This is a genomic window from Corynebacterium provencense, assembly GCA_900049755.1.
GTDB lineage: Bacteria > Actinomycetota > Actinomycetes > Mycobacteriales > Mycobacteriaceae > Corynebacterium > Corynebacterium neomassiliense.
The window spans coordinates 1,145,578-1,169,286 of the sequence record LT160592.1; the positions used below are offsets into that span (position 1 = coordinate 1,145,578).

At 65.4% G+C, this 23,709-nt stretch carries 23 protein-coding genes; 8 read left to right on the forward strand and 15 right to left on the reverse strand.

What is annotated here, in order from left to right; genetic code table 11:
- Positions 1–198 precede the first annotated feature (198 nt).
- Complete coding sequence (locus BN3906_RS05310) at positions 199–405, reverse strand: hypothetical protein (RefSeq protein WP_147592794.1); 207 nt, start codon at positions 403–405, stop codon at positions 199–201.
- A gap of 252 nt (positions 406–657) precedes the next feature.
- On the opposite strand from BN3906_RS05310, the gene BN3906_RS14420 reads away from it, so the two are divergent.
- Genes BN3906_RS14420 through glfT1 form a run of 3 tightly spaced genes read left to right on the forward strand, consistent with a single transcriptional unit; the run spans position 658 to position 2,744 of the window.
- Positions 658–1,332, forward strand: coding sequence for a hypothetical protein (locus BN3906_RS14420; protein WP_147592796.1), 675 nt, complete (start codon positions 658–660; stop codon positions 1,330–1,332).
- 29 nt (positions 1,333–1,361) lie between these two features.
- On the forward strand, positions 1,362–1,769 hold the full coding sequence (locus BN3906_RS05320; protein WP_066585082.1) for a hypothetical protein: 408 nt from the start codon (positions 1,362–1,364) through the stop codon (positions 1,767–1,769).
- Positions 1,770–1,808: 39 nt separating this feature from the next.
- On the forward strand, positions 1,809–2,744 hold the full coding sequence (gene glfT1, locus BN3906_RS05325; protein ID WP_261796849.1) for a galactofuranosyltransferase GlfT1: 936 nt from the start codon (positions 1,809–1,811) through the stop codon (positions 2,742–2,744).
- A gap of 63 nt (positions 2,745–2,807) precedes the next feature.
- Here glfT1 and BN3906_RS05330 read toward each other — a convergent pair whose 3' ends face one another.
- From BN3906_RS05330 to BN3906_RS05350, 5 genes are all read right to left on the reverse strand, one after another.
- Positions 2,808–3,215, reverse strand: a complete 408-nt coding sequence (locus BN3906_RS05330; protein WP_066585084.1) for a GtrA family protein — start codon at positions 3,213–3,215, stop codon at positions 2,808–2,810.
- A gap of 88 nt (positions 3,216–3,303) precedes the next feature.
- Positions 3,304–3,903 (reverse strand): GtrA family protein, encoded by a 600-nt coding sequence (locus BN3906_RS05335; RefSeq protein WP_078057142.1) that lies wholly within the window; start codon positions 3,901–3,903, stop codon positions 3,304–3,306.
- A 77-nt stretch (positions 3,904–3,980) separates the two neighbouring features.
- The gene (locus BN3906_RS05340) at positions 3,981–5,231 is read right to left on the reverse strand and encodes a hypothetical protein (RefSeq protein ID WP_066585085.1); all 1,251 of its coding nucleotides are present in this window, start codon (positions 5,229–5,231) and stop codon (positions 3,981–3,983) included.
- 149 nt (positions 5,232–5,380) lie between these two features.
- Positions 5,381–5,983, reverse strand: a complete 603-nt coding sequence (locus BN3906_RS05345) for an N-acetylglucosamine-6-phosphate deacetylase (RefSeq protein ID WP_261796850.1) — start codon at positions 5,981–5,983, stop codon at positions 5,381–5,383.
- 56 nt (positions 5,984–6,039) lie between these two features.
- Positions 6,040–6,267 (reverse strand): hypothetical protein, encoded by a 228-nt coding sequence (locus BN3906_RS05350; protein WP_066585098.1) that lies wholly within the window; start codon positions 6,265–6,267, stop codon positions 6,040–6,042.
- Between the two features lie 81 nt (positions 6,268–6,348).
- On the opposite strand from BN3906_RS05350, the gene BN3906_RS05355 reads away from it, so the two are divergent.
- The gene (locus tag BN3906_RS05355; RefSeq protein WP_066585099.1) at positions 6,349–6,708 is read left to right on the forward strand and encodes a hypothetical protein; all 360 of its coding nucleotides are present in this window, start codon (positions 6,349–6,351) and stop codon (positions 6,706–6,708) included.
- A gap of 20 nt (positions 6,709–6,728) precedes the next feature.
- On the opposite strand, the gene BN3906_RS05360 is transcribed toward BN3906_RS05355, so the two are convergent.
- A complete protein-coding gene (locus BN3906_RS05360) occupies positions 6,729–9,113 on the reverse strand; it encodes a hypothetical protein (RefSeq protein ID WP_261796851.1) in 2,385 nt (794 codons plus the stop codon).
- Positions 9,114–9,239: 126 nt separating this feature from the next.
- On the opposite strand from BN3906_RS05360, the gene dprE1 reads away from it, so the two are divergent.
- The gene (gene dprE1, locus BN3906_RS05365; RefSeq protein ID WP_066586161.1) at positions 9,240–10,655 is read left to right on the forward strand and encodes a decaprenylphosphoryl-beta-D-ribose oxidase; all 1,416 of its coding nucleotides are present in this window, start codon (positions 9,240–9,242) and stop codon (positions 10,653–10,655) included.
- 28 nt (positions 10,656–10,683) lie between these two features.
- Entirely contained in the window at positions 10,684–11,436 is a 753-nt protein-coding gene (dprE2, locus tag BN3906_RS05370) for a decaprenylphospho-beta-D-erythro-pentofuranosid-2-ulose 2-reductase (protein WP_066585103.1), read from the forward strand.
- A gap of 146 nt (positions 11,437–11,582) precedes the next feature.
- Here dprE2 and BN3906_RS15025 read toward each other — a convergent pair whose 3' ends face one another.
- The 3 genes from BN3906_RS15025 to BN3906_RS05380 all read right to left on the reverse strand — a co-directional run bounded on the left by BN3906_RS15025 (position 11,583) and on the right by BN3906_RS05380 (position 12,811).
- Entirely contained in the window at positions 11,583–11,714 is a 132-nt protein-coding gene (locus BN3906_RS15025; protein WP_261796852.1) for a hypothetical protein, read from the reverse strand.
- A gap of 74 nt (positions 11,715–11,788) precedes the next feature.
- A complete protein-coding gene (locus tag BN3906_RS05375; protein WP_066585105.1) occupies positions 11,789–12,406 on the reverse strand; it encodes a YdhK family protein in 618 nt (205 codons plus the stop codon).
- Positions 12,407–12,478: 72 nt separating this feature from the next.
- Positions 12,479–12,811 carry a hypothetical protein gene (locus tag BN3906_RS05380; protein ID WP_066585107.1) on the reverse strand — a complete coding sequence of 111 codons (333 nt, stop codon included), beginning with the start codon at positions 12,809–12,811 and terminating at the stop codon, positions 12,479–12,481.
- Positions 12,812–13,023: 212 nt separating this feature from the next.
- On the opposite strand from BN3906_RS05380, the gene BN3906_RS05385 reads away from it, so the two are divergent.
- Together BN3906_RS05385 and BN3906_RS05390 are read left to right on the forward strand one after the other, a co-directional pair.
- Positions 13,024–13,227 carry a heavy-metal-associated domain-containing protein gene (locus BN3906_RS05385; protein ID WP_066585109.1) on the forward strand — a complete coding sequence of 68 codons (204 nt, stop codon included), beginning with the start codon at positions 13,024–13,026 and terminating at the stop codon, positions 13,225–13,227.
- A 24-nt stretch (positions 13,228–13,251) separates the two neighbouring features.
- The gene (locus BN3906_RS05390; RefSeq protein WP_066585112.1) at positions 13,252–15,612 is read left to right on the forward strand and encodes a heavy metal translocating P-type ATPase; all 2,361 of its coding nucleotides are present in this window, start codon (positions 13,252–13,254) and stop codon (positions 15,610–15,612) included.
- A 45-nt stretch (positions 15,613–15,657) separates the two neighbouring features.
- Here the strand turns inward: BN3906_RS05390 and BN3906_RS05395 are convergent, their stop codons facing one another.
- Genes BN3906_RS05395 through BN3906_RS05415 form a run of 5 tightly spaced genes read right to left on the reverse strand, consistent with a single transcriptional unit; the run spans position 15,658 to position 23,543 of the window.
- Positions 15,658–16,569 (reverse strand): hypothetical protein, encoded by a 912-nt coding sequence (locus BN3906_RS05395; protein ID WP_066585115.1) that lies wholly within the window; start codon positions 16,567–16,569, stop codon positions 15,658–15,660.
- A 15-nt stretch (positions 16,570–16,584) separates the two neighbouring features.
- Positions 16,585–18,927 carry a hydantoinase B/oxoprolinase family protein gene (locus BN3906_RS05400; protein WP_066585117.1) on the reverse strand — a complete coding sequence of 781 codons (2,343 nt, stop codon included), beginning with the start codon at positions 18,925–18,927 and terminating at the stop codon, positions 16,585–16,587.
- Between the two features lie 2 nt (positions 18,928–18,929).
- Positions 18,930–21,083, reverse strand: coding sequence for a hydantoinase/oxoprolinase family protein (locus tag BN3906_RS05405; protein ID WP_066585119.1), 2,154 nt, complete (start codon positions 21,081–21,083; stop codon positions 18,930–18,932).
- 43 nt (positions 21,084–21,126) lie between these two features.
- On the reverse strand, positions 21,127–21,585 hold the full coding sequence (locus tag BN3906_RS05410; protein ID WP_066585122.1) for an acetone carboxylase subunit gamma: 459 nt from the start codon (positions 21,583–21,585) through the stop codon (positions 21,127–21,129).
- 2 nt (positions 21,586–21,587) lie between these two features.
- Positions 21,588–23,543, reverse strand: a complete 1,956-nt coding sequence (locus BN3906_RS05415; protein WP_066585125.1) for a hydantoinase/oxoprolinase family protein — start codon at positions 23,541–23,543, stop codon at positions 21,588–21,590.
- Positions 23,544–23,709 lie beyond the last annotated feature (166 nt).

A 23,709-nucleotide genomic window follows, 5' to 3' on the forward strand; every position in this document is an offset into this window, starting at 1 on the left:
CATCGCGCTGATCAGACAGGAGTCCGCCTCCCTGAAAAGATCTGACGAAAAGTCAACTGACACCGGGCCGATACCACGAAAGACATGGACAATGACATCTACGTCAGATACGGTTGCTCCACCAACAGGGCGTTAAGGGGATTCGCAGACACCTGGCTGGCCAAGGAGAAGGCAGCGAAAGTCAGTTAGTGTTCTTCTTCACCGATGGCATGACCATCGCCCCAGATCCGGGCCCAGCTCCCCGACCCGCTCCGACACTTCGTCGAGTTCCGAGGTCAGCGACAGGAACTCGGGTCCCCAGCTGTCGTCCGCCAGTTCATCCCATCTCTGTTCCGTCACATGGTGGACGGAGGTGAGGTTCTCCATGACGGACAACGTGTCCAGGGCTCCACCAGGCATATTCACTCCGCTTCAGGAAACTGTGATTGTCCACAGAATAACAGCAGCTGCCGGAGCCCGGTGCCCGCGACAGTCCTCCCAGGGAGTCAGCCTCCCGACAGGCGATCCGTCAGCCCGGAATCCGGCCCCGCCACAGGACGGGGTACCGGGGAACACTCCCCAGCGGGCGGGACCGACAGTGGAGCACTATGTAGTATTTTTGTTGCACCGTGTAGTCATCCGACACGCCCTGACTGAGTACCGAGGAGTAGATAACCTGTGAACCGCCTGTACCGACCACTTGCCGCGGTCCTGGCCTCCGCCACCGCCTTTCACCTGGTCGGGTGTACCGGGGAGGAACCGGGAAGTCCGCCCGGGGTCACTTTCACGACCTCACCGTCGTCGACAGTGACGCCCTCGTCAACGGAAACGTCTTCCCCCACGCCCACCGATGATCCATCTGATTCCGCGACACCACCGGTTACCGACGAGAATCCGTCCTTTAACGACGGGGCCTCGGACAACGTCATCGGCAGCGTCACGGTAACAGTCTCAGCGCCCGAGAAAGAGAGGACACGCTTAGACAGATTCGATGTCCTGCAGGTCGGCGAGAACCGCTTCGAGATGGTGGAGGATCTTCAGAGGTTCTCCGAGTACAAGACTCTTCCCGCGGTGAGCTGGGAAACCGGCGTCCGGTCCGGGAAATGCTCCACACGGATCACCTATTCGGACCAGAGCGGAGAACTCATCGCCAGGAAAGACTCCCGACAGTGCGAGTTCATCGCAGCCAAAGACGAGGCAGACAATGACTTCGAGTGGATCGACCGGTCACTGCTTCCGGAGAAGGGTAGCGAGGCACCGGTCATTGTTCGAGTCTCCGTCACCCCTGACGGAGGCTCGGAAGCAACTGGAGAGAAGACAATCGTGATCCGCAACCCAGACACCAGCCGCTGACTGTTCCACACCCTAAGGAGAATCCTGACATGACCATCCGCACACTCCCCCGACGCGCCGCCCTCGTCTCCGCCCTCATGGTACCGGTGACCGCCACCACCCTGATGCTCACCGCCTGCGGAGGCGGTTCCTCAATGAATCAGGCCCAAGCCTGCGACTTCCTCAACGAGTTCTACTTCGACCATCTCGATGATTTTGAGTCTGACGGAGAGACCCCTCTCTCCGACCACCTCTCCAAGGACCTCAACAATGACTACAAGAACGCGGTCAAGACACTGCGGAAGTCGGATGACGAGAATCTCCGCGGAGAAGCTGACAAAATGCCCGCCACCACCAAAGACATCACCGATGACGATTCCAACTACATCATAGAGGGCACCATCGACGCCTGCCCCAGCCTCAGTGACCCGCACTACGGTGACAACAACCGCGACTGACAACACTCTCCCCGCCTCCCCCGTGGCACAATGATCCCCATGCCGGAGCCCGCTCACGATTCCTTCCCCCTCAACACCCTCCTCGACCGAAACGGCACAACTGCCGCGGTGATCGTCACACACAACCGTGTCGAACTGCTGAAAGGGTCGCTGGGCGTGGTCTGTTCCCAGTCCCACCGCGTGGACAAGGTCATCGTGGTCGACAACGGTGCCGATGACGCTGTCAGGGACCTGGTGGACGCCACCGCCGGGGACCGCGGCGTCTACGTGCCCTCGAAGACGAACCTCGGCGGTGCGGGAGGTTTCGCCCTCGGTTTCCTCACCGCCCTCTCCCTCGGCATGGACGCGGTCTGGTGCGCCGACGACGACGGCCGCCCCGCGGACGACAGTGTCCTGGAGACCCTCTATGACGTGGCGGAGAGGAACCGACTGGCCGAGGTGTCGCCGGTGGTGTGCAACATCGACGAGCCCGGGCGGCTCGCCTTCCCCCTGCGCCAGGGGGTGGTGTGGCGACGACGCCTGTCCGAACTGCGGGGAGATTTCCTGCCGGGGATAGCCAGCCTGTTCAACGGGGCCCTCATCAGCGCGGGAACGATGGAGGTCATCGGAGTGCCGGACTACCGCCTGTTCATCAGAGGGGACGAGGTGGAGTACCACCGTCGTCTGGTCCGGTCGGGACTCCCCTTCGGTACCTGTCTGACGACCTCCTACCTGCACCCGGACGGTTCCGACGAGTTCCGTCCGATCCTGGGCGGGAGGATGCACACCCAGTACCCGGACAGTGAGTTCAAACGCTACTTCACCTACCGCAACCGCGGTTTCCTCATGAACCAGCCGGGCATGCGCAGACTGCTGCCCCAGGAGTACGCTCGCTTCGCCTGGTACTTCCTGGTGAAGAAGAAGGACCCGGAGGGTTTCCGGGAATGGCTGAAACTCCTGCGGCAGGGGCAGCAGGAGAAGTTCTACCGGCCCTAGGAGACCGGGACCGGACCGGACAGGGAAGAGCCTGCTGACGCCGCGCCCTCACAGGGCCCGCTCTCACAGGACCCGGAAAATGACCCACCTCTGGATGATGAAGTTCAGCACCGTCGCCGTCCCCTGGGCGATGACGAAGCTCACCGCCCTGGTCCAGAAATCGGAGAAGTCGTGGTCCTCCAGCCAGGGAATGCAGATCTTGTACAGTCCCAGCTGCACCACGTAGGTCACCAGGTACGACAACATCGTCACGACGAACCGTCTGGTCGACGGATCGGCCTGGAAGGTCCACCGGCGGTTGATGAAGTACGCGGTGAGCGTACCCAGCACGAACCCCACCGTCTTCGAGAGGCCGTCGGAGAGCCCGGCCAGGTGCAGAAGGTACGTCGACCCGAAATCGACGACCGCACCGACCACGCCGGTGCACACGAAACGGAAGAGCTGTGTGGCCAGGGTCACACGGACAGTCACGCCCGTGGCGTCCTTCCCAGCCGTCCCGGGCGCCCCGACGCCCCCTGAGCCGCCGGATCCCCCTGTGCCCCCGGAACTCACTGAAAGATCAGCCGACACTGGCCACCCTCACCTCTCCCTTGCCCGGCCGGTGCCGGAAAGTCCACAGTTTGTTGAACAGGAAGTTCGCGGGGATCGCGACGATCACCCCGATGAAGTTGCCCCAGTAGGCACGGGTCCGGACACCACTGGAATCATCCCAGATCTCCCTCGACAGGGCGATCGGGGAATCATCGTTGACCAGGGCGGTCTGCACCACCAAGGTGATGAGCAGACCGAAAACACCCACGAGCATGAAACTGAACATCGGCCTCAGCCACGGGGTCCCGCGGCGGGTCCTGAACGTGAACTTCCGGTTGAGGAAGAAGTTCCAGATGTTCGCGACGATGAAGGCCAGCACGCTGAAGACGTGGTACCAGCGGACGTGGAACGCCGAACCGAAGAGGTTGACGAAGGGACTGTACTGGTCGAATCCCCACACCGCCCTGGTGATCCTGTTGGACAGCACCATCACGCACTGGTTGACCACGAATCCGGAGGCGCCGACGGTACCGAAGGTGAGGAACTGCTTCAGGATGCGGCGCTTACGGCCCCTGGGCCGGGGCGACCTGGGGGGCCTGGGCGGCCGTTCGGTGACGGCATCGGTCACGGGTGGGTCCTCACTGACGACGGGAGACAGGAATCATCCCACCAGGTTACTCAGCATTCACCGGTTTGAAAGAAACGTCAGGCCTGCAGCAGGAACCGGTACATTTCCAGCCGGTCGACAAGACTGCACTTCGGCACCAGCGGAGTCACCTCGGAGGCGGGGCCGTCCCACACGTCCGCCCCGCAGATGGCGAGCAGCCGGCCGGAGGCGGCGGACAGTGCGCGGATCTCCGCGGCGTCCAGGGGGTCGGAGGAGAGTCTTCCCTCCACGGGGGCGAGGCCGGCGTCCGCCCGGGTGAATCCCAGGGCCGCCATGAGCATAGCTGTGACCTCGTCGGAGGTCTCCCGGTCGGACAGGGTCGACAGGGCCACGACCCGCGACCAGGCTGCCGCCCGTCCGACCTGGGACTTCTCAGCGGGAAAGCTCTCCAGGACCCCTCTGGTGGTGTCGGCGACCTGCGCGGGTCTGCCGAGATCAAGGGCCTGAAGCAACGGGGTGAACTCGTAGAGGTCCCCGCCGAGGAGAAGTTCCCGCAACTCAGGTGCCAGTCCGCCGAGGATCTCCGCGACAGTCTCCTCACCTGTCAGTGCGACGTTCACTGCGGCGAGGTCGACGTCGCGGGGCAGTCCGACAGGGTGCTCGAACTCCCCGGGGACGGGCACAGGTGTCGCAGGGGTCTCCGGCAGAGAACCGGACAGGGTTCCCGGGGGGAAGGCGGTGGGGGGGTCGACGACGGTGAGGTCGGAGGAGGGGGTGCCGCTGTCGTCAGGGGCGAAGCCGCCGGCTAGGCAGACGGCGTCGGGGGTGTGTCCGTCGCGGGGCATGGCCCCGGCGGTGGTGACGGTGACCGTGTACCCGTCGACGACCAGGACGCCGGTCCCGTCGCGCCCCAACGCCTCCCGCAACGGTGTACCGATGGAGCCGGCCGTACGCGAGTAGACCCGCAGACGGTCGTCCCTCCGGGCCTGCAGAGACCAGGTGGAGATACGCCTGTCGCCGTTCCTCTCTTTCTCCGGGGTGAGCATCGTGGCTGCTCCCGGCCAGTCCAGGGAGATCAGTACGGAACGGACCGTGTCAGCGACCGACAGTGCACCGTTGAGGCCGAGGGCGCGGGTGAACCACCCGAGACCGGTGACGTGGTGTTCCGCGAGGAGCAGGAGGGTCAGTTCATGGTCGGCCGCCTCCGGGGGCGGTGCGGGCACAGCGTTCACGGCGTCGTGGACCAGTCCCGGCAGTTCGAGGACCGAGGCGAGCCCGTCGGTGCCGCCGTGTGCGCCGAAACCGCGCACGGCGGCTCCCCGACGCTGCGGCAGTTGCTGGGCACTCATGTCGCCCAGCGTAGCGCTGAGTGTGCGCGGTCGCCGGGGACGTCGGGTGCACCCTCCTGGAACCGGCCACGGTCGGCCGGGGACGGCCTGCCGGGGACGGCGCAGGAGCGGTACCGGTTCAGCCACGGGCCGGTCGGGTGCCCGACCGGTCAGTTCAGGACGAGGGGCAGGGCACGCAACGGTCCGCCGTGGTCCTCCCCCAGCCTCTGGACCCGGAGCTTGTCCAGGGCGTTCCACCGTTGTGCCAGTCCACGCAGTCCCCGGGCCGCGGCCATTGTCCTGCGTACCGCCTCCGCCGCATCTGGGTCGAGGACTCCCGGGACCCTGCCGACGACCGGGGTGAACTCGTACCCGTCCCAGGCCGCAGCCCACGCCGGCTGGCGTTTACCGGGGTTGACCTCAGCGAAAACTGCCCTGTTCCTCTCAACCTCGGCCGCGGCCCGTTCCACGGTGGCCGGGACGTCCACGGTCTGCAGTGCGGCGGTGGTGTCCTCCGGGAGACGGAAGGACGCCGCGGCCTCCGGACCGCTGACCGGCATGCCCCCATCCCCCGCGACAAGGACCGGCCGGGCGAGGAGGAGTCGGAGCATCGCCTCGCGGGAACTGCGCTCCGCGATCCACTCCGCGTCCGCGGCGAAACCGCGGACACCGTCCGCATCGACCAGCCAGGCGCCGGAGAAGTCCCCGAGGAGGATCCGGGCGTCCACCTCGACCTGCCACACGGCGGTGACGTCACCGACGGTGGACGCCACGAGCACCGGCGGGTCCTGGGGGCGGGGGGCTGGAAGGGGGGCCGGCGGGCTTTTCTTCACCTCTTGATGGGTATAAGAGAACGGGAACAGCGGGCGGCGAAAGCCGGACCGAAGAGGGGGGGGGAGGGGCTGTAGTGGTGTGCACCTGTGGCCAGCACGCCGGCGGCCACGGCCCTGCGCAGTCGCGGCCCTTTCACCAGGTCGTTGACGAGGTAGTAGCCGACTGTCGTCGCCCCGAGGACGGCGAGATCGGTGGTGCTGTTCCTGTCAGGTACGGCAGACATTGCCACCCTCCGTTTCTCCGGTGTCTCGCTGTTCGCGTACCTTCCCGAGTGTAGTTGACCGGCGGGAGTAGGCTGTTCGCCATGTTCGGCAGGAGAAACAGGGGCGACGACGGCGAAGGCCGGGACCGGCTCAAGGAGCGTATGCGTCGCGACATCGCCGGGGCCGGTGACGGCAGTCCCGCCGGTGAGCGGGGGTCCAGGGCACAGACATCCGTCGTGGGCGGCACCGACCCGGACGCCCACTATGAAGCGGCGCAGCACATCGAGGCCCCGGTGAACGAGTTCATGGCCAGGCTTCTCGCCCAGGAACTCCCGATCCTGGACTCCACCAGCCGCTCCATCGTGAACCACGCCCTGCGGGTCCACAAGGAGGAGGGACGACCGCAGATCACGTGCGTGGCGGAGCTCCCCGAGGAGATCCGCGAGATCATGAACCTCTGATCTGCCCGGGCCGTCACGCCTCAGGCCCTGCGGGCCGCGGCGTCCTCCCGGCAGGCTTCCGCGAGACGCCACCGGCCGCGGTACTCCGCCGCCCCCGCCGCAGCATCGGCGAACGTCGCTGCGGTGGTCGCGTTGCCCAGGTACGCCAGCGCGGCGGCCCCCGCGCGCAGCAGTCTGACCGGGCCGTCGTCGTCCGCACCTGCCTCAGCGGTGCCGCAGACAGGGGTGAGGCCTGCCCCAGCCCAGTTCTCCCCCACCGCTGCCAGCCCCGACCCCGCGACCGAGCAGGCCTCATGGTGCGCCCCTGCCTGGACCAGGGCCTCAGCGAGGTCCGCAAGGTCTGCGACGTGGTCGACCAGTCCCAGGGGGGACGCCGGCGGCGGAGCGGGGAGGGTACGGGCCACGGCGGTGACCGTGGAAATGACCGTGGCGTCCACGATGCCTCTTCCCGGGCGTCCGTACGCCGGATCTGTCACCGATCCGAGCAGCGCCCCGCCTGTCAGCGGCACCGCCCGCGGCAGCAGACGGGTCGCGGCCCACAGCCCCTGGACGGCACACTCGACGGCGTCGCGGGTGGGGAGGGTTCCGGCGAGGAGGATGTCAAGGTCGATGAGGCACCGGACCAGCGGGTGGACCCCCGACCTGCGGGCCACCATGGCGCGGACCCGGGAGGGGGCGTCATGGGCGCTTCCTGCACAGGCACAGTCCCGCACCATGCTGTCGACCTGTTTCAGCAGTCCGACGGACGCCGGCGCGGTCATGCGTGGACAACCTGCACAGTTCGCCCGGGCACCCTCCCGTCCGTCTTCCCGGCCGTCTCCCCTCCCACCCGTGGCCCCGGCAGCCAGGTCCGCCCGACGGACGAACTCTCCGGCGACGTCGAGGACCGCCGTGTCCCCGTCCACCGGGGTGAGACACCTCATCCGGTCGACGACGCGGTCCGCGGCGTCCGTGAGCCCCAGGAGCGTGTACATGACGGTGGCGCAGAGCGACTCGGAGGCGTCGAAGGACTCCGGGTCGACCGGCCCCACCCCGGGCAGCTCGGTCCGGCGGTGAGCCGGGGCGGCAGTCCCTTGCCCGGTCACGGTGCACACGGCGTCCGGGAGGAGCGCGGCCGGGAGTGCGAGGCCCCGCAGTCCGGAGATTCCGGCGAGATCATCCGTGGTGACCGGAGGGACCGGATACTCCTTCATCGCCGGCACGAGTGTGGTCCACATCCTGCGGCCGTCGCGGGCGTCGAATCTCGCGGCGTCGGCCCGCAGTTCGCCGGCGAGACGCTCGGCTGTCTCGTGGACTGTCTCCCCTCCCTCCACCAGGCGACGGTGACCGAGGTCTGACGCAGGGTCCGACGACCACCCTCCGTGGACGACAGCCTGCAGGGCGGGAGCCGCGCCCGCCGGAACTTTCGCCGGATCCACCGTTCTGACCAGCAGCGACAGGGCCACCTCCGGTTGTCCGGCAAGTGCCAGGTACTCGATGACGTGCAGCATGGCGGGAACCATCTCCGGCACACCCGCGGATGCTGCGACGACGGCGGCGACCCGGTCGACGGTCGTCGCAGCGTCCACGACATGGGCGAGGGGTACCAACGACGCCGCGGACACCAGGGTCCATTCGGTGGTGCCCGCCCGTCCGGTGTCCTCGGCGTGTCCCAGCAGCCGCATGAGAGTGTCGAGGTCACCGCGCAGCAGTGCCACCCCGGCACGGGTCACCGCTGTACCGCGGGCCTGCTCCCCTGTCAGGTCCAGAAGTTCCCGGGCCTGTTCGACACGGCCGGTGGCGAGCAGGACCCGGGCCCGGACCGCGGCCACCTCCGAGGTTGATCCGCCGTAGTGGCGGATGACCTCGGCGGTTCGGTCGGTCACGGCGTCGATCTCCGCCAGGGACACCCCGGGGTCCGCGACGGCCGCGACCGCGGCGTCCTGCCAGTGGAGCCGGAACAGGTCCGGCAGACGTCCCCCCTCCCCGTCGAGGGGTGACCCGTCCGTGCCCGGCGCGCCGACGGCGTCAGGGTGAGCAGGGCAGCGCTCCGGGTCGTGCCGGTGGTGGTGCCACAGTTCCGGAAGGTCGCGGACCGGGTGGCCGACGACAGAGTGGCCGGCGACAGGGGCTCCCGGCACCGGCCCCGTCACCCCGGGGATCACCACGGGCCGTGGCGCGAGGGCGACGGTGTGCAGACGGATCCGGTGGCCCAGGTCCGCCGCAGCCAGTCGGGCACGCACCAGTGACGGGTGGGGCGAGGACGCCGCGACACCCGCAAGTTCATCACACATCTGCGTGAGCCGGTCGAGCAGTACCGGGGTGGGCAGTTCTCCGCGCCGGTGTGCCGCACGCAGCGTCTCCCACTCGTGGGAGATCCGAGTAACCCTGCCCTCAGCGCGATTGAGGCCACCGTAACCAAGCATTCCCTTACTATGGCATATCTGTGGTGGTGCCGGTGCACCGACGTGGGTGAAAGATGCGTCACTATCCCCGACCGGCCGACACCGGAAGTCCGTTCCGTGTCCGACCCCGGTTGTAGTGTGGACGCCATGGAATTACAGACGCACACCCGGACACTCACCGGATGGGGCCGCACCGCCCCGACCACGGCGGAGGTTCTGTCCACCCCGGACGTCGACGTCATCGCCGCCGCTGTCGCGCAGGTCGCCGACTCCAACGCGGACAAGCCGGACCACCTCAGGCGTGGAGTGATCGCCCGGGGCATGGGTCGTTCCTACGGTGACCCCGCCATGAACGGTGGCGGTCTGGTCATCGACATGCAGCCGCTGAACACCATCCACTCCATCGACCCGGACACCGCCCTCGTCGACGTGGACGCAGGCGTGACCCTCGACCAGCTCATGAAGGCGGCGCTTCCCTACGGCCTCTGGGTCCCGGTCCTCCCCGGCACCCGCCAGGTCACCATCGGCGGTGCGATCGGACCGGACATCCACGGCAAGAACCACCACTCCGCAGGTTCCTTCGGCAACCACGTGCGCAGCATGGAACTGCTCGTCGCGGACGGACGGGTGCTCCACCTCGAACCCGAGGGCTCCCCTGACGACCCGGACGGCACTCTGTTCTGGGCGACCGTCGGCGGCATGGGACTGACCGGGATCATCCTGCGCGCCACCGTGGAGATGACAAAGACCGAGACCGCCTACTTCATCGCGGACACCGAGAGGACGAACACCCTCGACGAGACCGTCGCCGCCCACTCCGACGGTTCCGAGGTCAACTACACGTACTCCTCTGCCTGGTTCGACTGCATCTCCCCCGAGCCCAGACTGGGCCGGTCCACGATCTCACGCGGGTCGCTGGCCACCCTCGACCAGCTCAAGGAGTTCGCCCCGAAACTGGCCGCTGACCCGCTGAAGTTCAACGCCCCCCAACTCATGACCGTCCCGGACATCTTCCCCTCGTTCACCATGAACAAGCTGACCTTGTCCGCGGTGGGCCTCGCCTACTACGCGATGGGGGCTCCGGCGAAGAACAAGATCAAAAACCTCACGCAGTTCTACCAGCCGCTCGACCTCATCGGAGAGTGGAACCGCGGCTACGGCCCCAAGGGATTCCTGCAGTACCAGTTTGTGGTGCCCACCGAGGCGGTGGAACCGTTCAAGCAGATCATCCGGGACATCCAGGCCTCCGGCCACTACTCCGCCCTCAACGTCTTCAAACTCTTCGGACCGGGCAACCGCGCACCACTGAGCTATCCGATGCCGGGCTGGAACGTCTGTGTGGACTTCCCGATCCGTCCGGGTCTCGGCGCCTTCCTCGATGACCTGGATGAGCGGGTCATGGAATTCGGCGGACGCCTCTACCTGGCGAAGGAATCCCGGACCTCGGCGGAGAACTTCCACCGGATGTACCCGGGTCTCGAGGGCTGGCTCCGCACGCGCCGGGAGATCGACCCGACAGGCGTCTTCGCCTCGGACATGTCCCGTCGTCTCGAACTGAACTAGACCGTTTACCTGCAAGGAGTCCTTTCACATGATCAATGCCGTGGGTAAGCCCCAGTCCATCCTCCTGCTCGGCGGAACCTCAGACCTCGGCCTCGCCGTCGTCGAGGAGTTCCTCTCGCGCGGACCAGCCCGGGTCATCCTGGCCGCCCGCGCAGGCTCCGACCTCAGCGGTCCGGTCGCGCGGTGCGAGGCAGCCGGCGCGTCCGGGGTGGAGACCGTCGACTTTGACGCCACCGCCTTCGACACGCACGACGCCGTCATCAACTCGGTCGAGGGGGACATCGACCTCGCGATCGTCGCCTTCGGCGTCCTCGGCGACAATGAACAGCAGTGGCAGGACCAGAAGCAGGCCGTGCTCGCCGCAGAGGTGAACTACACCGGTGCAGTGTCGGTGGGGGTGCTGCTCGCCGACCGGATGAAGAAACAGGGCCACGGTCAGATCGTGGTGTTCTCCTCCGTCGCCGGCGAGATGGTCCGCCGCTCCAACTTCGTCTACGGGTCGACCAAGGCGGGGGTCGACGGGTTCTACCGCATGCTCGGTGAAGCTCTCCGGGGAACCGGGGTCCACGTTCTCACGGTCCGGCCCGGCCAGGTCAGGACGAAGATGACCGACGGGCTCGACGATGCACCGCTCACCGTGGACAAGTCCGTCGCCGCGAAGGCCGTGGCAGCCGGGGTGGACGCCGGCAGATCCGTCATCTGGGTGCACCCGCTGTTCCGCTGGGTGATGCTCATCCTGAAGAACCTGCCGCAGTTCGTGGTGCGCAAACTCCCGATCTAGGGCGGTACCCGGTCTGGGCGGGGCACCACGCCCCGCCCGCCCCCTCGTCGAATCAGCACCGTCGAATCAGCACCCTCACCAGTCGTCGAACCCCCGGCGAACCCTCGGCGGCTGCCTGTGAGAGTGCTTTTTCTCCTCCAATATCCTTATCCGATCGAATACACGGGAAAGCTGGCGGTGCCGTAGCTCTGTTCAGCTGCCGGTGGGGGTGCTTTCTCGACATGCGCCTCCTCCACATCCCGCAACTCACCCTCACCGGAGCCGAAATCGCTGCTCATCCTGCTGGTGAGGGTGAGTTGCGGACATCAGGCGGAAGGAGGGGAAGAGGCGAAGGGACGGCCCCTGCTCCGCACTACTCCGCGTCCGCCGGGGCGAGCTCGCTCTCGGTGACCCACTTGTGGTTCGTCATCGTCATCCCGTCATCGGTGGTGATGTCCACCATGTAGACGGTCTCCTGCGTCGAGGAGTCGATGGTGGCGGTCGCTCCCCCCATTCCGCTCATATGGTCGGCGGCGAGTGTGACCTCGGTGCCGTCGGCGAGCGGGGCGTCACCGGGGTTCTCCAGCTCCTCCTGGACGACCCAGCGGTGGTCACTCACCGGTGCGCCGCCGTCGGTCGGCGTGTAGCTCACCGCATAGGCCGTGGTCGAGTAGGCGCCGGTCACAGTGCCGGTCGCGCCTTCCATCCCCTCCATGTGATCGGCCAGCACGGTCACCTCGGTACCGACCGGATACATCGGATTCACTGCGTCCTCGATACCGGCCGGCGCCTCACCGCCGTCCATGGCGTGGTCGTGCATGTCACCCATGTCACCGTCGTCAGCGTCCTCGGTGGTCATGCCGGTCATGTCCGCCATGTCGTGACCCTCGTGACCGTCATGTCCACTGTCGGAATCGTCTCCGCAGGCCGCGAGAGTGAGGGCGGACGCCAGAACCAGCGATGCCAGGGCAGGGGTACGTGAAATCTTCATGCCGCCGATGGTATACCCCCGCGGGGTATTGAGACACCCCTCAGAGACTCCCCCTCCCACCCGGGAAAGCCGTCAGAACGAGCAGACGCCGGGAGTGGGATTGTCACTGTTGACGATCAGGCACCAGACGGAATAGTAGAGCGCCGCCAGGGCGAGCGGACCACTCCAGACGATGCTGCCGACGATCGACTGCGCGCTCGGAGGCAGAGCGTCGTACGAGGTCTGGACGGGTTCCGGAAGGCCCTGGGCGGCGGCGGACGGCGCGACGGCGGTCACTCCACCGACTGCGAGCAGTGTGGCAGCCGAGACAGCGGCCACCCTGCGACGCAGGCCGTGTCGTCTGCGGGCGCTCTGCGCGGATCCGGAGCGTGTCGTGCGAACGGCAGATTCAGGTTCGCCGTACATGATGTTCCTCTCGTCTGAAAGATTCAGAAGTCAGGTGCGGAACGCGGCGCCCCGCACGTCCCCAATCAATGCGCGCCACCTCTGCCCGTCGGCACCCCCACTCCTCCCGACGCCCTTGAAATATACCCCCTAGGGGTATATCGTCGGAATTGGACGAACGGCAGGACCACACGGGCCCCGCGCACGCCACACAACACGGAAGGATCACCACCATGGCCACGAAGAACTACACCGTCACCGGCATGAGCTGCGGACACTGCAAGGCGGCCGTCGAGAAGGAGGTCGGCACCATCGAGGGCGTCACCGCTGTCGAGGCCACCCCGGCCACCGGCGCCGTCGTCGTCACCGGCGAAGGCTTCACCGACGAGCAGGTCGCCGCCGCCGTCGACGAAGCCGGCTACGACATCGTCAAGTAACACCCCACAAAGGACTGACCAGCAATGACACAGCAGGTAGGAACCACCCCTCCGGTCGACCCGGTCGGCCCGGTCAACCTTGTGCAGCTCGACCTCGGCGTCACCGGGATGACCTGCACCTCCTGCTCCGCCCGCATCGAGCGCAAGCTCAACAAGCTCGACGGCGTGGACGCCACCGTCAACTTCGCAACCGAGTCCGCCAAGGTGGACTACGACCCGTCGAAGACCGACCCCGATGCGGTCATCCAAGCGGTCCGGAACACCGGCTACGACGCCTTCACCATGGCCGACAGCTCAGCCGATGAGAGCGACACAGATACGGACAACGTAGACGCGGCGTCCTCCCCGAAGAGTGGCCCACAGACCGGCCAGGCCAAGATGGACGCCGCCCGCGACGCCGAGGCCGCCGACCTGCTCCACCGCACGATCCTCTCGGCGATCCTCACCTTCCCCGTCGTGCTGGTCAGCATGGTCCCCGCCCTCCAGTTCGACAACTGGCAGTGGGCGGCGCTGACGATGATCTCCCCGGTCTTCTTCTGGGGCGGAGCACCGTTCCACCGGGCGACACTGGTCAACCTGCGTCACGGCGCCTTCACCATGGACACCCTCGTCTCCCTCGGCACGACCGCCGCCTACCTGTGGAGCCTGTGGGCACTGTTCATAGGCAACGCAGGCATGACCGGGATGACCATGCAGATGCACCTCGTGCCCGCCACCGGCGGCCACGACGGAATGGACGAGATCTACCTCGAATCCGTCGGCGTGGTCATCGTCTTCCTCCTGCTCGGCAGATGGTTCGAGACCCGAGCGAAAGGCCGCTCCTCCGAAGCCCTGCGCGCGCTGCTGGACATGGGCGCCAGAGACGCCTCCGTCATCCGGGACGGCAGAGAGGTCCACATCCCCGTTGAAGACCTCAGGGTCGGCGACATCCTCATGGTCCGCCCCGGTGAGAAGATCGCGGCGGACGGCACCGTCACCGACGGCACCTCCGCCGTCGACGAATCGATGCTCACCGGAGAGTCGCTGCCCGTCGACGTCACCGTCGGCACCACGGTCACCGGGGCGACGGTGAATACCTCCGGCCGACTGCTCGTGCAGGTCACCAGGACCGGGAAAGACACGACCCTGGCGCAGATGGCTCGCCTCGTCGCGGACGCACAGGCCTCGAAAGCACCCGTCCAGCGCCTCGTCGACCGCATCTCCCAGGTCTTCGTCCCGGTCGTGATGGTCATCGCCGTTGTCACCCTCATCGCCCATCTGGCGTCCGGTGCGGAAATCACCGAGGCGTTCACCGCCGCAGTCGCGGTCCTGATCATCGCCTGCCCGTGCGCCCTCGGACTGGCCACCCCCACCGCCCTGCTCGTGGGAACCGGGCGTGGAGCACAGCTCGGCCTGCTCATCAAAGGCCCCGAGGTGCTGGAATCCACCCGACGGGTGGACACCGTCGTCATGGACAAGACCGGCACCGTCACCACCGGGGTCATGGAAGTCACCGACGTCACGGGGACAGACAACCACCCCCAGGGTGCCCTGCTCCAGCTCGCGGCAGCGGTCGAATCCGGTTCCGAACACCCGGTCGCACGGGCGATCGTCCGGGCCGCGGCGGACACCGGAGACTCCACCGGCCTGCAGACCACTGACTTCACCTCCACGGCAGGCCGCGGCGTCACCGCGACGGTCGACGGGCACACCGTCTCGGTGGGACGCCCCGACCCCACCGACACACTGCCTGATGACCTGCGCAGCAACTTCAGCTCAGCAGTGGAGTCCGGCGCCACTCCGGTACTCGTCACCGTCGACGGGACCCCTGCCGGAGTGATCACCGTCCGGGACACGGTCAAACCCGGCTCCGCCGACGCGGTCGCGGACCTGAAGGCCCTCGGAATGACCCCTGTGCTGCTCACCGGGGACAACGCCGGCGCCGCAGCGCGCGTCGCCGCCGAAGTCGGTATCAGCCCGGACAATGTCATCGCAGGAGTCCGCCCCGAACAGAAGGTGGACAGGATAGCCGCCCTCCAGGCTGCCGGCAGAAACGTCGCCATGGTCGGGGACGGTGTCAACGACGCCGCCGCCCTCGCCAGAGCGGATCTCGGACTGTCCATGGGATCAGGGACGGACGTGGCAATCGAGGCCGGTGACATCACCCTGATGAACGACGATCTGCATTCGGCCGTCGACGCCGTCCGACTGTCGAGGAAGACCCTCGGCATCATCCACGGCAACCTCTTCTGGGCCTTCGCCTACAATGTGGTGCTCATCCCGGTCGCCGCCTTCGGCCTGCTCAACCCGATGCTCGCCGGGATCGCGATGGCGTTCTCCTCCGTGTTCGTCGTCTCCAACTCGCTGAGACTGCGGAGGTTCCGGCCGACCACAGCCGGCAACTGAACGGCCCGGGCTACCCGAACTGCCGGGGTTGCCCGAACTGCCGGGTCAGGGACACCCGGGTCCCGGACCGCCCCGCACGCCGCGAAGTGCATCAAGCCTCGTGAGCACCTCCTCGGGAACGGCATTCTCGGCGATCTCGGTCATCAGAGCTACTCCGTCCGGGATGCTGTCATCTCCCCGGAGCGGGTCGCTGATCCAGTAGCCCTTTTCAAGGACGGGGACATCCACGGTTCCGGCGCCCGCCGTGCCGACCTGCATCGATGACGCTCCACGCCGGGAGAAGATCCACTGGTAGTGTTCCGCCACATTGACGACTGGCCCCAGGGTTTCAGCTCCCGAGGTTGCGGCACGCTCATCGATCACCAGTCCGGCGACCCCGGTCCCGGAGAATCCTCGCAGCCAGTCCGAGTAGTAGACCGCCGCATTCTCCGCGTCATCGTCGTTGAACGCCGTGCCGCCGGAACCTCCTTGTGCGGCCCGGTCCGCCAGAACCAACAGTTCGGCCGGGGACGGCAGCTGCAGCAGCACCGGCTCCCGGAGAACAGCACAGGACGCAACAACCAGCCGTACTACGGCGTCCTTCAGCTCCCGGTCAGCGAGAAAGGCCCGCGTGGCGAAGCCCCGGCGGGTCTTCGCCGTCATCGCACGGTGAAGCGAGTCACCCTGCAGTGCTGCCTGTCTGAGTCGCCATCTCATCATGCCGTCGACCGGGAGCAGGACAACTGACGAGTGCAGAAGAGACTGTGCCTGACCGAAGTGCGCGGCTGCAGCGGTACTGTCCGACCAGGGGACGCCGCGCCCCTGCAGGAGCAGTCTGTCTGCGTAGGCTGCGGAATCGATGATGACTGACCGACCTTCACTGTTCCGGTCCCCGCCGAACACGGTGTTCAGGTCCGGGAAACCTGACGGACCGGACGGGGAGCGGACTGCCCCTGATCCAGAATCTGACCTGGTCATTTCACGACCTCCGGATCATGATCGGCGTGCAACGTACTCACCCGTCCTCTCCTCCAGTTCACGGACCCTGTGCTCGAGGGCGTTGATCTTGAGGACGTGCCGGTTGGGGACATTGATCAACGGCAGTTCCTCCAGCCGGCCACTGACCCGTTCCGGTCCGTCATGCCCCCACACCGTGGCAAAGAGCCGGTCGTCATTCTCCTGACCCCAGGATCCGAAGTAGGCCAGGCCTTCCGGAGGTTCCACAGTGGTGAATTCCGAGACGAACTCCGGGTAGGGACGGCCACGGCGAAGGCGGTCGCGCCGCTCGGCATCTCTGAACTTCCCGGTCTCGTCCCTGTCGACGACGAGACTGTCCTCGTCCCAGACCACACGGTAGATCTCGCGGGCCACGTGTTCTGAGATCCGGCCGTCCCGGAGATCCTCCATTACAAGCTCCGGATCACGTTCCAGCACATCACCGTAACCGCCTCCGCACCCCTGGGAGATCATGTAGAGCTCCCCCTCCCGGGCGAGATCGAACTGAAGCCCCATGTGATAGGACGTGTAGTCACCGCCTTCATAGGGTCGCTCGTTCATGACCTTCTCCATCGAGAGATCGAAAGCGGAGTTGTCCTTCTTCGCGAGTTCGAAGATGTTTATGCCTTTCACCCGCGCCAGCGGGTACGTCGGGCAACCGTATCCACCGAACAGTCCGGCCACGGACGAAAACTTGGCTCCGGATGTCACGGTCATGAAACCCCAGTTCGGCGTGTTACGGGCAGCCACAATCATTTCATAGCCCATGCCGCCCCGGTACTTGCCGAACCCCTGGTTGTCACGGACGACGCGCTTACTCACCAGCTGCAGGAAAGGAACCTCCTCCTCCATGATCTCCTGCTCACCGGTGTCCGCCATGGCGCAGAAAAGGGGCGCCACGGCGTCTTCACCGTCCCGGAAGGCTTTGGCTCCACCCCCCATTCCGTTGAGGTCGGCGCACAGGTTCCCCACCTGTTCACCGTGCTGGGTGGTACCGCCCCAGAGGAAATTGTTGATCTGGTTGAACCAGGGCGCGATGACGTTGGCGTACTTCTTCTCCACCGAGAACTGGAGCTTCGCGTATGCACTCTGCAGGGCCGTGAATGCGCGGAAGGAGGCCTGCAGATTCTGTCCGGTAGGGGCGTCGTAGCTGCAGTCGGCCCACGTTCCCTCTTCCGAGATGATCTCGATGGGGGACAGGGCACCCGTAGAGCGGGGAAGATCCGGCCACCAGTAGGACAGAATGGCCTGGGCGAAGAATGCCTTGGTGGAACCGAGGGGAGAGTTGATCGCACGGTTGATGATCTCCGGCCCGGTTCCCCGGAGATCGACGATCAACCGGTCGCCTTTCACCGTGATTCTGCAGGCGAACTTGATGAGGATGTTCTCCTTCAGTGTCGAGTCTACAAACTGGTTGACCGTCACTGTCCCGTCCGGCATGGCCGAGATACGTCGCCTCACCTCCTCTTCGACGTTCTCCACCGTGCTCCGGATCGCAGCCACGAAAGCATCCACACCGTATTCATCGATCATTCTGTCGACAATGTCCATCACCCGCTTCACTGCCCCCATCTTCACCTTGATGTCAGCCAGCATGAGCTTGGGGTCCCTGGTCGAGTGTTGCAGGAAAGTCAGCAGGTCACGGCGGAGTTTCCCCTGTTCCACGATCTTGATCGGCGATGCCCGCAGCCCGTCGTCGAAAGGGGTTTCCGAGCCGGAGGGCATTCCGCCCGGCTCACAGGCTCCGTTCTCCCCTTCATGAATTGTCGCCCCGACCCATGCGATTATTTCTCCGTTCCGCATCACGGGAACAAGCATCGACTGGTCCGTGTTGTGCACCATGCCGAACCTGGCGTCATTGTGGAAGAATCCGTCGCCGGGGTTGATTCCGACCGTCGGCTCGTCTTTCCAGTACTTCATGATGTGCCGGATAGGGTGGTGCAGCACTGCGGAGAATGCTATGACACCTCTGTTCGACATGTAGCTCACATCTCCGGATGCGGTGTACACCGCTGCGGAAAGGTCCGCCCATTTCGCTCCGGGTGCCGCCCCCATGCTCTCACACATCTCGAAAGCCTCGTCCAGAGCACCGGCCAGACGGCGCCGGATACGGTCGGCCCGGAGTGGATCACTTTCTTCGGCGAGAGCTCTCTCCTCCAGCACGGTCCGTCCCGCGATATTGTGATGGCGCATGATCTCCGGGTCCGGTCCGATGAACAACGTCGTATCGTTCATGAAGTCGTCCACCCACTGCTGTTCCTCCGCGGTGAGATGGGTTCCCGGTGTCGGGTGGGAATGCTCGTGGGTCCGGTCGTGCGCAATGGTGTCGTCGGTAGACATTTTTATTCTCCTTTACCGGAAGTGTCGGCATGGTCTTTCAGCAGCCACACTGCCCCCTGTGCCGTAGGCTCGATCCGCCATCCCGGCTCAATGAGGTAGGTCGTGCTTTCAGTGGTGATAACGGCGGGTCCGTACACCACATAGCAGTCCTGCAGCGCCGTGGCGTCATACACGGGGGTGTCCAGTGGTTCTATCTCATTGACGAAGGATACTTTCCGGCGTCCGGCCTCCGCCGGAGTTTTCCGTTGACCTCCCGCGTCGAGATCGTCGAAGTGGACCACTTCCCCGTCAATGTAGGAGGCGACGCGGACGGTCTGCACCCGCACACCCGCTTCCGGGGCCTGGGTGCCTTCGCCGTAGCGTTCTCCGTAGATGTCGGAGAATTTCCTGATGATCCCGAGAACATCGCCGACACCGTTGATCCTGTTGATGTCGAAAGATACGGCGGTGGTGGCAAGCTGGTTTCCGTACCGCATGTCCATTTCCAGACGGTGCCGGACTGTCGAGGTGTCATATCCCTGTCGTTCGAGGTCCTCCCTGCCCCGCTCTTCAAGCTCTTCGACGTAGCTGTTGAAGCGGTCGTACTCGTCGAACAGGGAGCGACCTATCGGCTCATAGAGGACTATGTAGGCACTGCGTTCGTGGATGTGGAGCGGTCTGAGGTTTCCCGCCCCGAGGGCAGAGAAGACAGAGGCGAAGGGAGGGAAAAGAATTCGGGATATGCCGGCATGCTCTGCAATTCCGCAGGCGTGAAGCGGGCCGTTCCCTCCGTAGGCGACCATGGTGTAGTCCTCGACCACACCTCCCCGCGAGCGCAGCTCCATCTCGATCCCGATCGCCATCTGCTCGTCCACCGTGCGTTTGATGACCTTGGCCGCCTCGACAGGATCCAGGTCAAGCTCATCGCAGAGCTCCTCCTCCACCGCGAACAATGCCCGTTTAGGGTTGAGTCTGATGAAACCGTTGGCGTAGTTGTCCGGGTCAAGGTATCCGAGCAGCAGGTCGGCGTCAGTTACCGTGGGAGACATTCCTCCGCGGTCGTAGCAGGCAGGGCCGGGGTCCGACCCTGCTGATTCGGGACCGATCTTCACTGTCCGGTGGATCCGGTCGAAGGATGCGATGGATCCGCCGCCGGCACCGAGGGTGTTGAGGTGAATCATCGGGACGCTCACCAGCCATCGGCCGATGGTCGGCTGGAAGTCGTAGTGCTGGACACCTCCTTCCGGGACCATGCCGATGTCGAACGATGTCCCACCCATGTCCATGGCGACGACTGCCCCCATGCCGGTGCTCTCGGAGAGGTGCTGGGCACCACCGACTCCTGCGATCGGACCGGAGTGAATTGTCTGGAGTGCATCGGTGGAATTGGGTTGGGCCATTCCTCCCGAGTTGTGGATGACCATCATCGGCCTGGTGTACCCGGAGTCCCGCAGGTTCGACGAAAGCTGGTTGAGCGCGTGGAACATGGTCTCGTGCAGGTATGCGTCGATGATCGTGGACTGGGCCCGGACGTACTCACCTTTCCGGCCGGAAACCTGGCTGCTCAGGAGAACCGGGATGGCACCGAGTTCGTGGGCGGGGTACTCATCGAGGATTACCTCGAGAACCTGCTGCTCGTGCTCCGGGTTCTCTGTGGCGTTCGTCAGTGCGACGACGACTGCTTCCGCCCCGTGGTCGACCAGGTCACGCACCTGGGCGCGGATGTCCTCTCTGTCCAGGGGGACCAGGACCTCGCCGACGGAGTCGATCCTCTCTCTGACGGATCTGACGAGGCGACGGGGCACGATCGGCTCCGGTCGTTCCGCGTCGGCCATGTCACCCTGTCTCTGTTCGTCCAGTCCGGCACCGTATCCTTTCGACCGGGAGATGTGAATCGTGTCCTCGAAACCGTGTGTCACGATGGCTCCCACCCGCGGTCCTTTGCCCTCGATCAGGGCGTTGGTGCCCAGCGTTGTCGCGTAGCGGACAGAATCGACCTGGCGCAGGACCTCGTTGCGGTCGAGGCCGGCCCGGGCACAGGCGCTGTCCAATGCCGCATTGAATCCCAGGGCAAGGTTGTGGTGGGTGGTCAGGGACTTCGATTCGACGTAGGTGTCGTCCCACGCGAAAAAGCAGTCGGTGAAGGTCCCTCCGATATCGACGGAGATGCGTCTCATGGTTGTTCTCCTCTTCAGTGGTCGTCGGTGGTCGTCGGTTGGCTCAGTCGGATCCGGGTTCCGGCGAGGACCCTGGGGACGACTTTTCTTCCCGGAACCTGGGTCGCAGATCGGCGACCGCGTTCTCCCCGGGGCCGTAGTTGACGGCTGTCACCGGATCAGCCCCGGAGTTCTGCCACTGCTGCCGGAGAGCGTCGATGTCCCAGATCATGTCGACTGTCGGCGGGTGACCCGGCGGCAGGTACTCGGCTTCGATCTGGGTCCCGCATGTCGGGCAGTAGTACTCGAGGATGCGGCAGTACCCGGGGTCCGGGGAGAACGTGTACTCGTAACGTTCCGGATCGATCAACGGTGGGTGAATCTCCTGGGGATTACGGTCGTAGACCAGGGTTCCTTCCTTGTAGTTTCCCCGGGCGTCTCCGAGATCGTGCCCGCAGATCCGGCACAGCCAACGCTCGCTGTCCAGGTCGATGAACAGGTATTCGGTCATGGGAACCAGCATGATCAGTTGGTCCTTTCCAGTTGCTCGTTCAGTATGAGGTCACCGGCACCCGAGACGGTGAAGGTCCAGCCGGAGGGGACTCTCGCGGTGAAGAACGGACCCTCGACGATCGCCGGCCCTGATCCCGCTGCCCCGGCCGGCTGGTCCTCGAGAACCAGGACGGGGACCGTGTGGGTCTCCTCTTCACGGCGGTCGTTGTCCTCGAAGGTCGTAAGCAGTGTGCGTCTGCCGGCGGGCCGGGCTTCGCAGGTGGATTCAGCCCCGGTCGGCACCACCGTCGGATGGGGCAGGACATGGCGGGCGGTGAGCCGGAGTATGCGGTGGAGGTTCCGGTCACCAGTCGGGGCATCGTCGGGGTCCGCCCGGTGGTGTTCACTGCCGTCCGGGTTCTCGTAGATGACGGTCCAGTCGGTTTCGCAGTCCGGTAGGTCGTGTCCCTCCTGGAACATGTAGCTTCCCGCCTGGTCCAGCAGATTCCGGCGAACTGCGTCGACCTCGGTGTCGGACATCCCGGTGATCTCGGTCTCGAAGTCCTGGGCCACGTCGGAGTAGCTGATCCCGTACGCGGAGAACACGGCCGCCAGTCTCGGGATGATGACGTGCCTGATTCCTGCGATTCCGGCCGCCAGACAGGCGCTCATGGGACCTCCTCCACCGAACACCGCCAGGGTGGTTTCCCCGTCGTCGCGCACCTGGGACCGGAAGGATTCCGCGATCTTGGCGGCGTGGGCCTGCTGCATCCGGCCGAGGGCCTCCGGAAGGGTGATCCCGAGAGGATCTGCCACATTGTGCATCACGGCCTGCGTGGCTCTGTCACGGTCAAGGTGCAGTTCACCGTTGAGGTAGGTTTCGGGGTCGAGGACGCCGAGGAGAAGATTGACGTCGGTGACGGTGGCTTCGGTTCCGCCGAATCCGAAGCAGGCGGGTCCGGGGGCAGCGCCGACGCTGTCGGGTCCGACGGTTATCTGTCCGTTGACGGCGCGGATCACCGAGCTGCCGCCGACCCCCGCGGAGCGGACGTCGCTGAGCTCGATAGATGTCGGGACGCCTTCGACTCTTCCCCGTCGCTCGGAGGATATGCGCAGGTCATCTATCTCACCGACATCGGTGGTCGTTCCGCCGACGTCGATCATGAGCACGTGGGGAAGACCGTAGGTTTCAGCGAGTGCTCTGGCACCTTCGAGTCCGCCACGGGGACCGGATGAGTAGGTCTTCAGCGCGACTGATTTCGCCACCCGCGACGACGCCCCGTCGTTTCGGTATATGAGCAGCGGCTTCTTGATCTTGTGTGCACGGAGCCGGTGTTCTGCACTGTAGAGGAAGCGCTCCAGGGTCGGATGGAGGAAGCTGTTGAGAACGGCAGACCATACACGGCGTACTTCGGCCCTGTCGTCGGAGAATTCCCGCGAGAACAGGACGGGCACCGAACCGAGCAGGTGCCTGGGGAACGTGGAGAGGTATATCCTCTTTAGTGTCCGTTCACGGTCGGGGTCTGACATGGAGACCACCAGTCGTTCGGATCCCGCGGTGATGAGGGAGTTGATCGCTTTCACGAGTGACGTGTCACCCTCACGACTGTCTCTGCTGTCCGCTTTCCCCAGGACGGCGACACGGGTCCCGATGAGATCATCAAACAGTTCCCGGGTGTTGTCGTCGTGTCGAAGCCTGTCGGGTAGTCCCGGGTCATCGGTGACGAGACCGATTGCTGGACCTTTACGTTCGACGAGCGCGTTGGTCCCTTGCGTGGACGAGTACCGGATCAGGTCCGTCCGCCTGAGAAACTCGGGCAGGTTGTCGTCTCCGGAGATCTCCTCGGCGATCTTCGAGATTCCGGTGAAGAAGCACTCGGAGAGGTCCGCCGGAGTGGTCAGTGTCTTCGTGTAGTAGATGTTGTCGCCGTCTGCTACGCAGATATCGGTGAGGGTTCCGCCGTTGTCGATATTGATCAGGTAGTTCATCGATCTGTGTTCCTCCCTGTCTCACGGTGCGCAGGCTTCGTGCACCGGTCGTTGTGGTCGTCGGTGCCGACCCGGTGGACTGCGGTCAGCACGTACTCCAGAAGCTACGGACGGGTTTGACGGTGAAACAAGGGTTCAGCGGGTGGTCCGGAGCAGGACCACCCCG

Coding starts and splice junctions, on each gene's coding strand:
- BN3906_RS05320 (WP_066585082.1), top strand. CDS start 1,362: ATGACCATCCGCACACTCCCCCGACGCGCCGCCCTCGTCTCCGCCCTC.
- glfT1 (WP_261796849.1), top strand. CDS start 1,809: ATGCCGGAGCCCGCTCACGATTCCTTCCCCCTCAACACCCTCCTCGAC.
- BN3906_RS05340 (WP_066585085.1), bottom strand. CDS start 5,231: ATGAGTGCCCAGCAACTGCCGCAGCGTCGGGGAGCCGCCGTGCGCGGT.
- BN3906_RS05350 (WP_066585098.1), bottom strand. CDS start 6,267: ATGTCTGCCGTACCTGACAGGAACAGCACCACCGATCTCGCCGTCCTC.
- BN3906_RS05355 (WP_066585099.1), top strand. CDS start 6,349: ATGTTCGGCAGGAGAAACAGGGGCGACGACGGCGAAGGCCGGGACCGG.
- BN3906_RS05360 (WP_261796851.1), bottom strand. CDS start 9,113: ATGCTTGGTTACGGTGGCCTCAATCGCGCTGAGGGCAGGGTTACTCGG.
- dprE1 (WP_066586161.1), top strand. CDS start 9,240: ATGGAATTACAGACGCACACCCGGACACTCACCGGATGGGGCCGCACC.
- dprE2 (WP_066585103.1), top strand. CDS start 10,684: ATGATCAATGCCGTGGGTAAGCCCCAGTCCATCCTCCTGCTCGGCGGA.
- BN3906_RS15025 (WP_261796852.1), bottom strand. CDS start 11,714: ATGAGCAGCGATTTCGGCTCCGGTGAGGGTGAGTTGCGGGATGTGGAG.
- BN3906_RS05375 (WP_066585105.1), bottom strand. CDS start 12,406: ATGAAGATTTCACGTACCCCTGCCCTGGCATCGCTGGTTCTGGCGTCC.
- BN3906_RS05380 (WP_066585107.1), bottom strand. CDS start 12,811: ATGTACGGCGAACCTGAATCTGCCGTTCGCACGACACGCTCCGGATCC.
- BN3906_RS05385 (WP_066585109.1), top strand. CDS start 13,024: ATGGCCACGAAGAACTACACCGTCACCGGCATGAGCTGCGGACACTGC.
- BN3906_RS05390 (WP_066585112.1), top strand. CDS start 13,252: ATGACACAGCAGGTAGGAACCACCCCTCCGGTCGACCCGGTCGGCCCG.
- BN3906_RS05395 (WP_066585115.1), bottom strand. CDS start 16,569: ATGACCAGGTCAGATTCTGGATCAGGGGCAGTCCGCTCCCCGTCCGGT.
- BN3906_RS05400 (WP_066585117.1), bottom strand. CDS start 18,927: ATGTCTACCGACGACACCATTGCGCACGACCGGACCCACGAGCATTCC.
- BN3906_RS05405 (WP_066585119.1), bottom strand. CDS start 21,083: ATGAGACGCATCTCCGTCGATATCGGAGGGACCTTCACCGACTGCTTT.
- BN3906_RS05410 (WP_066585122.1), bottom strand. CDS start 21,585: ATGCTGGTTCCCATGACCGAATACCTGTTCATCGACCTGGACAGCGAG.
- BN3906_RS05415 (WP_066585125.1), bottom strand. CDS start 23,543: ATGAACTACCTGATCAATATCGACAACGGCGGAACCCTCACCGATATC.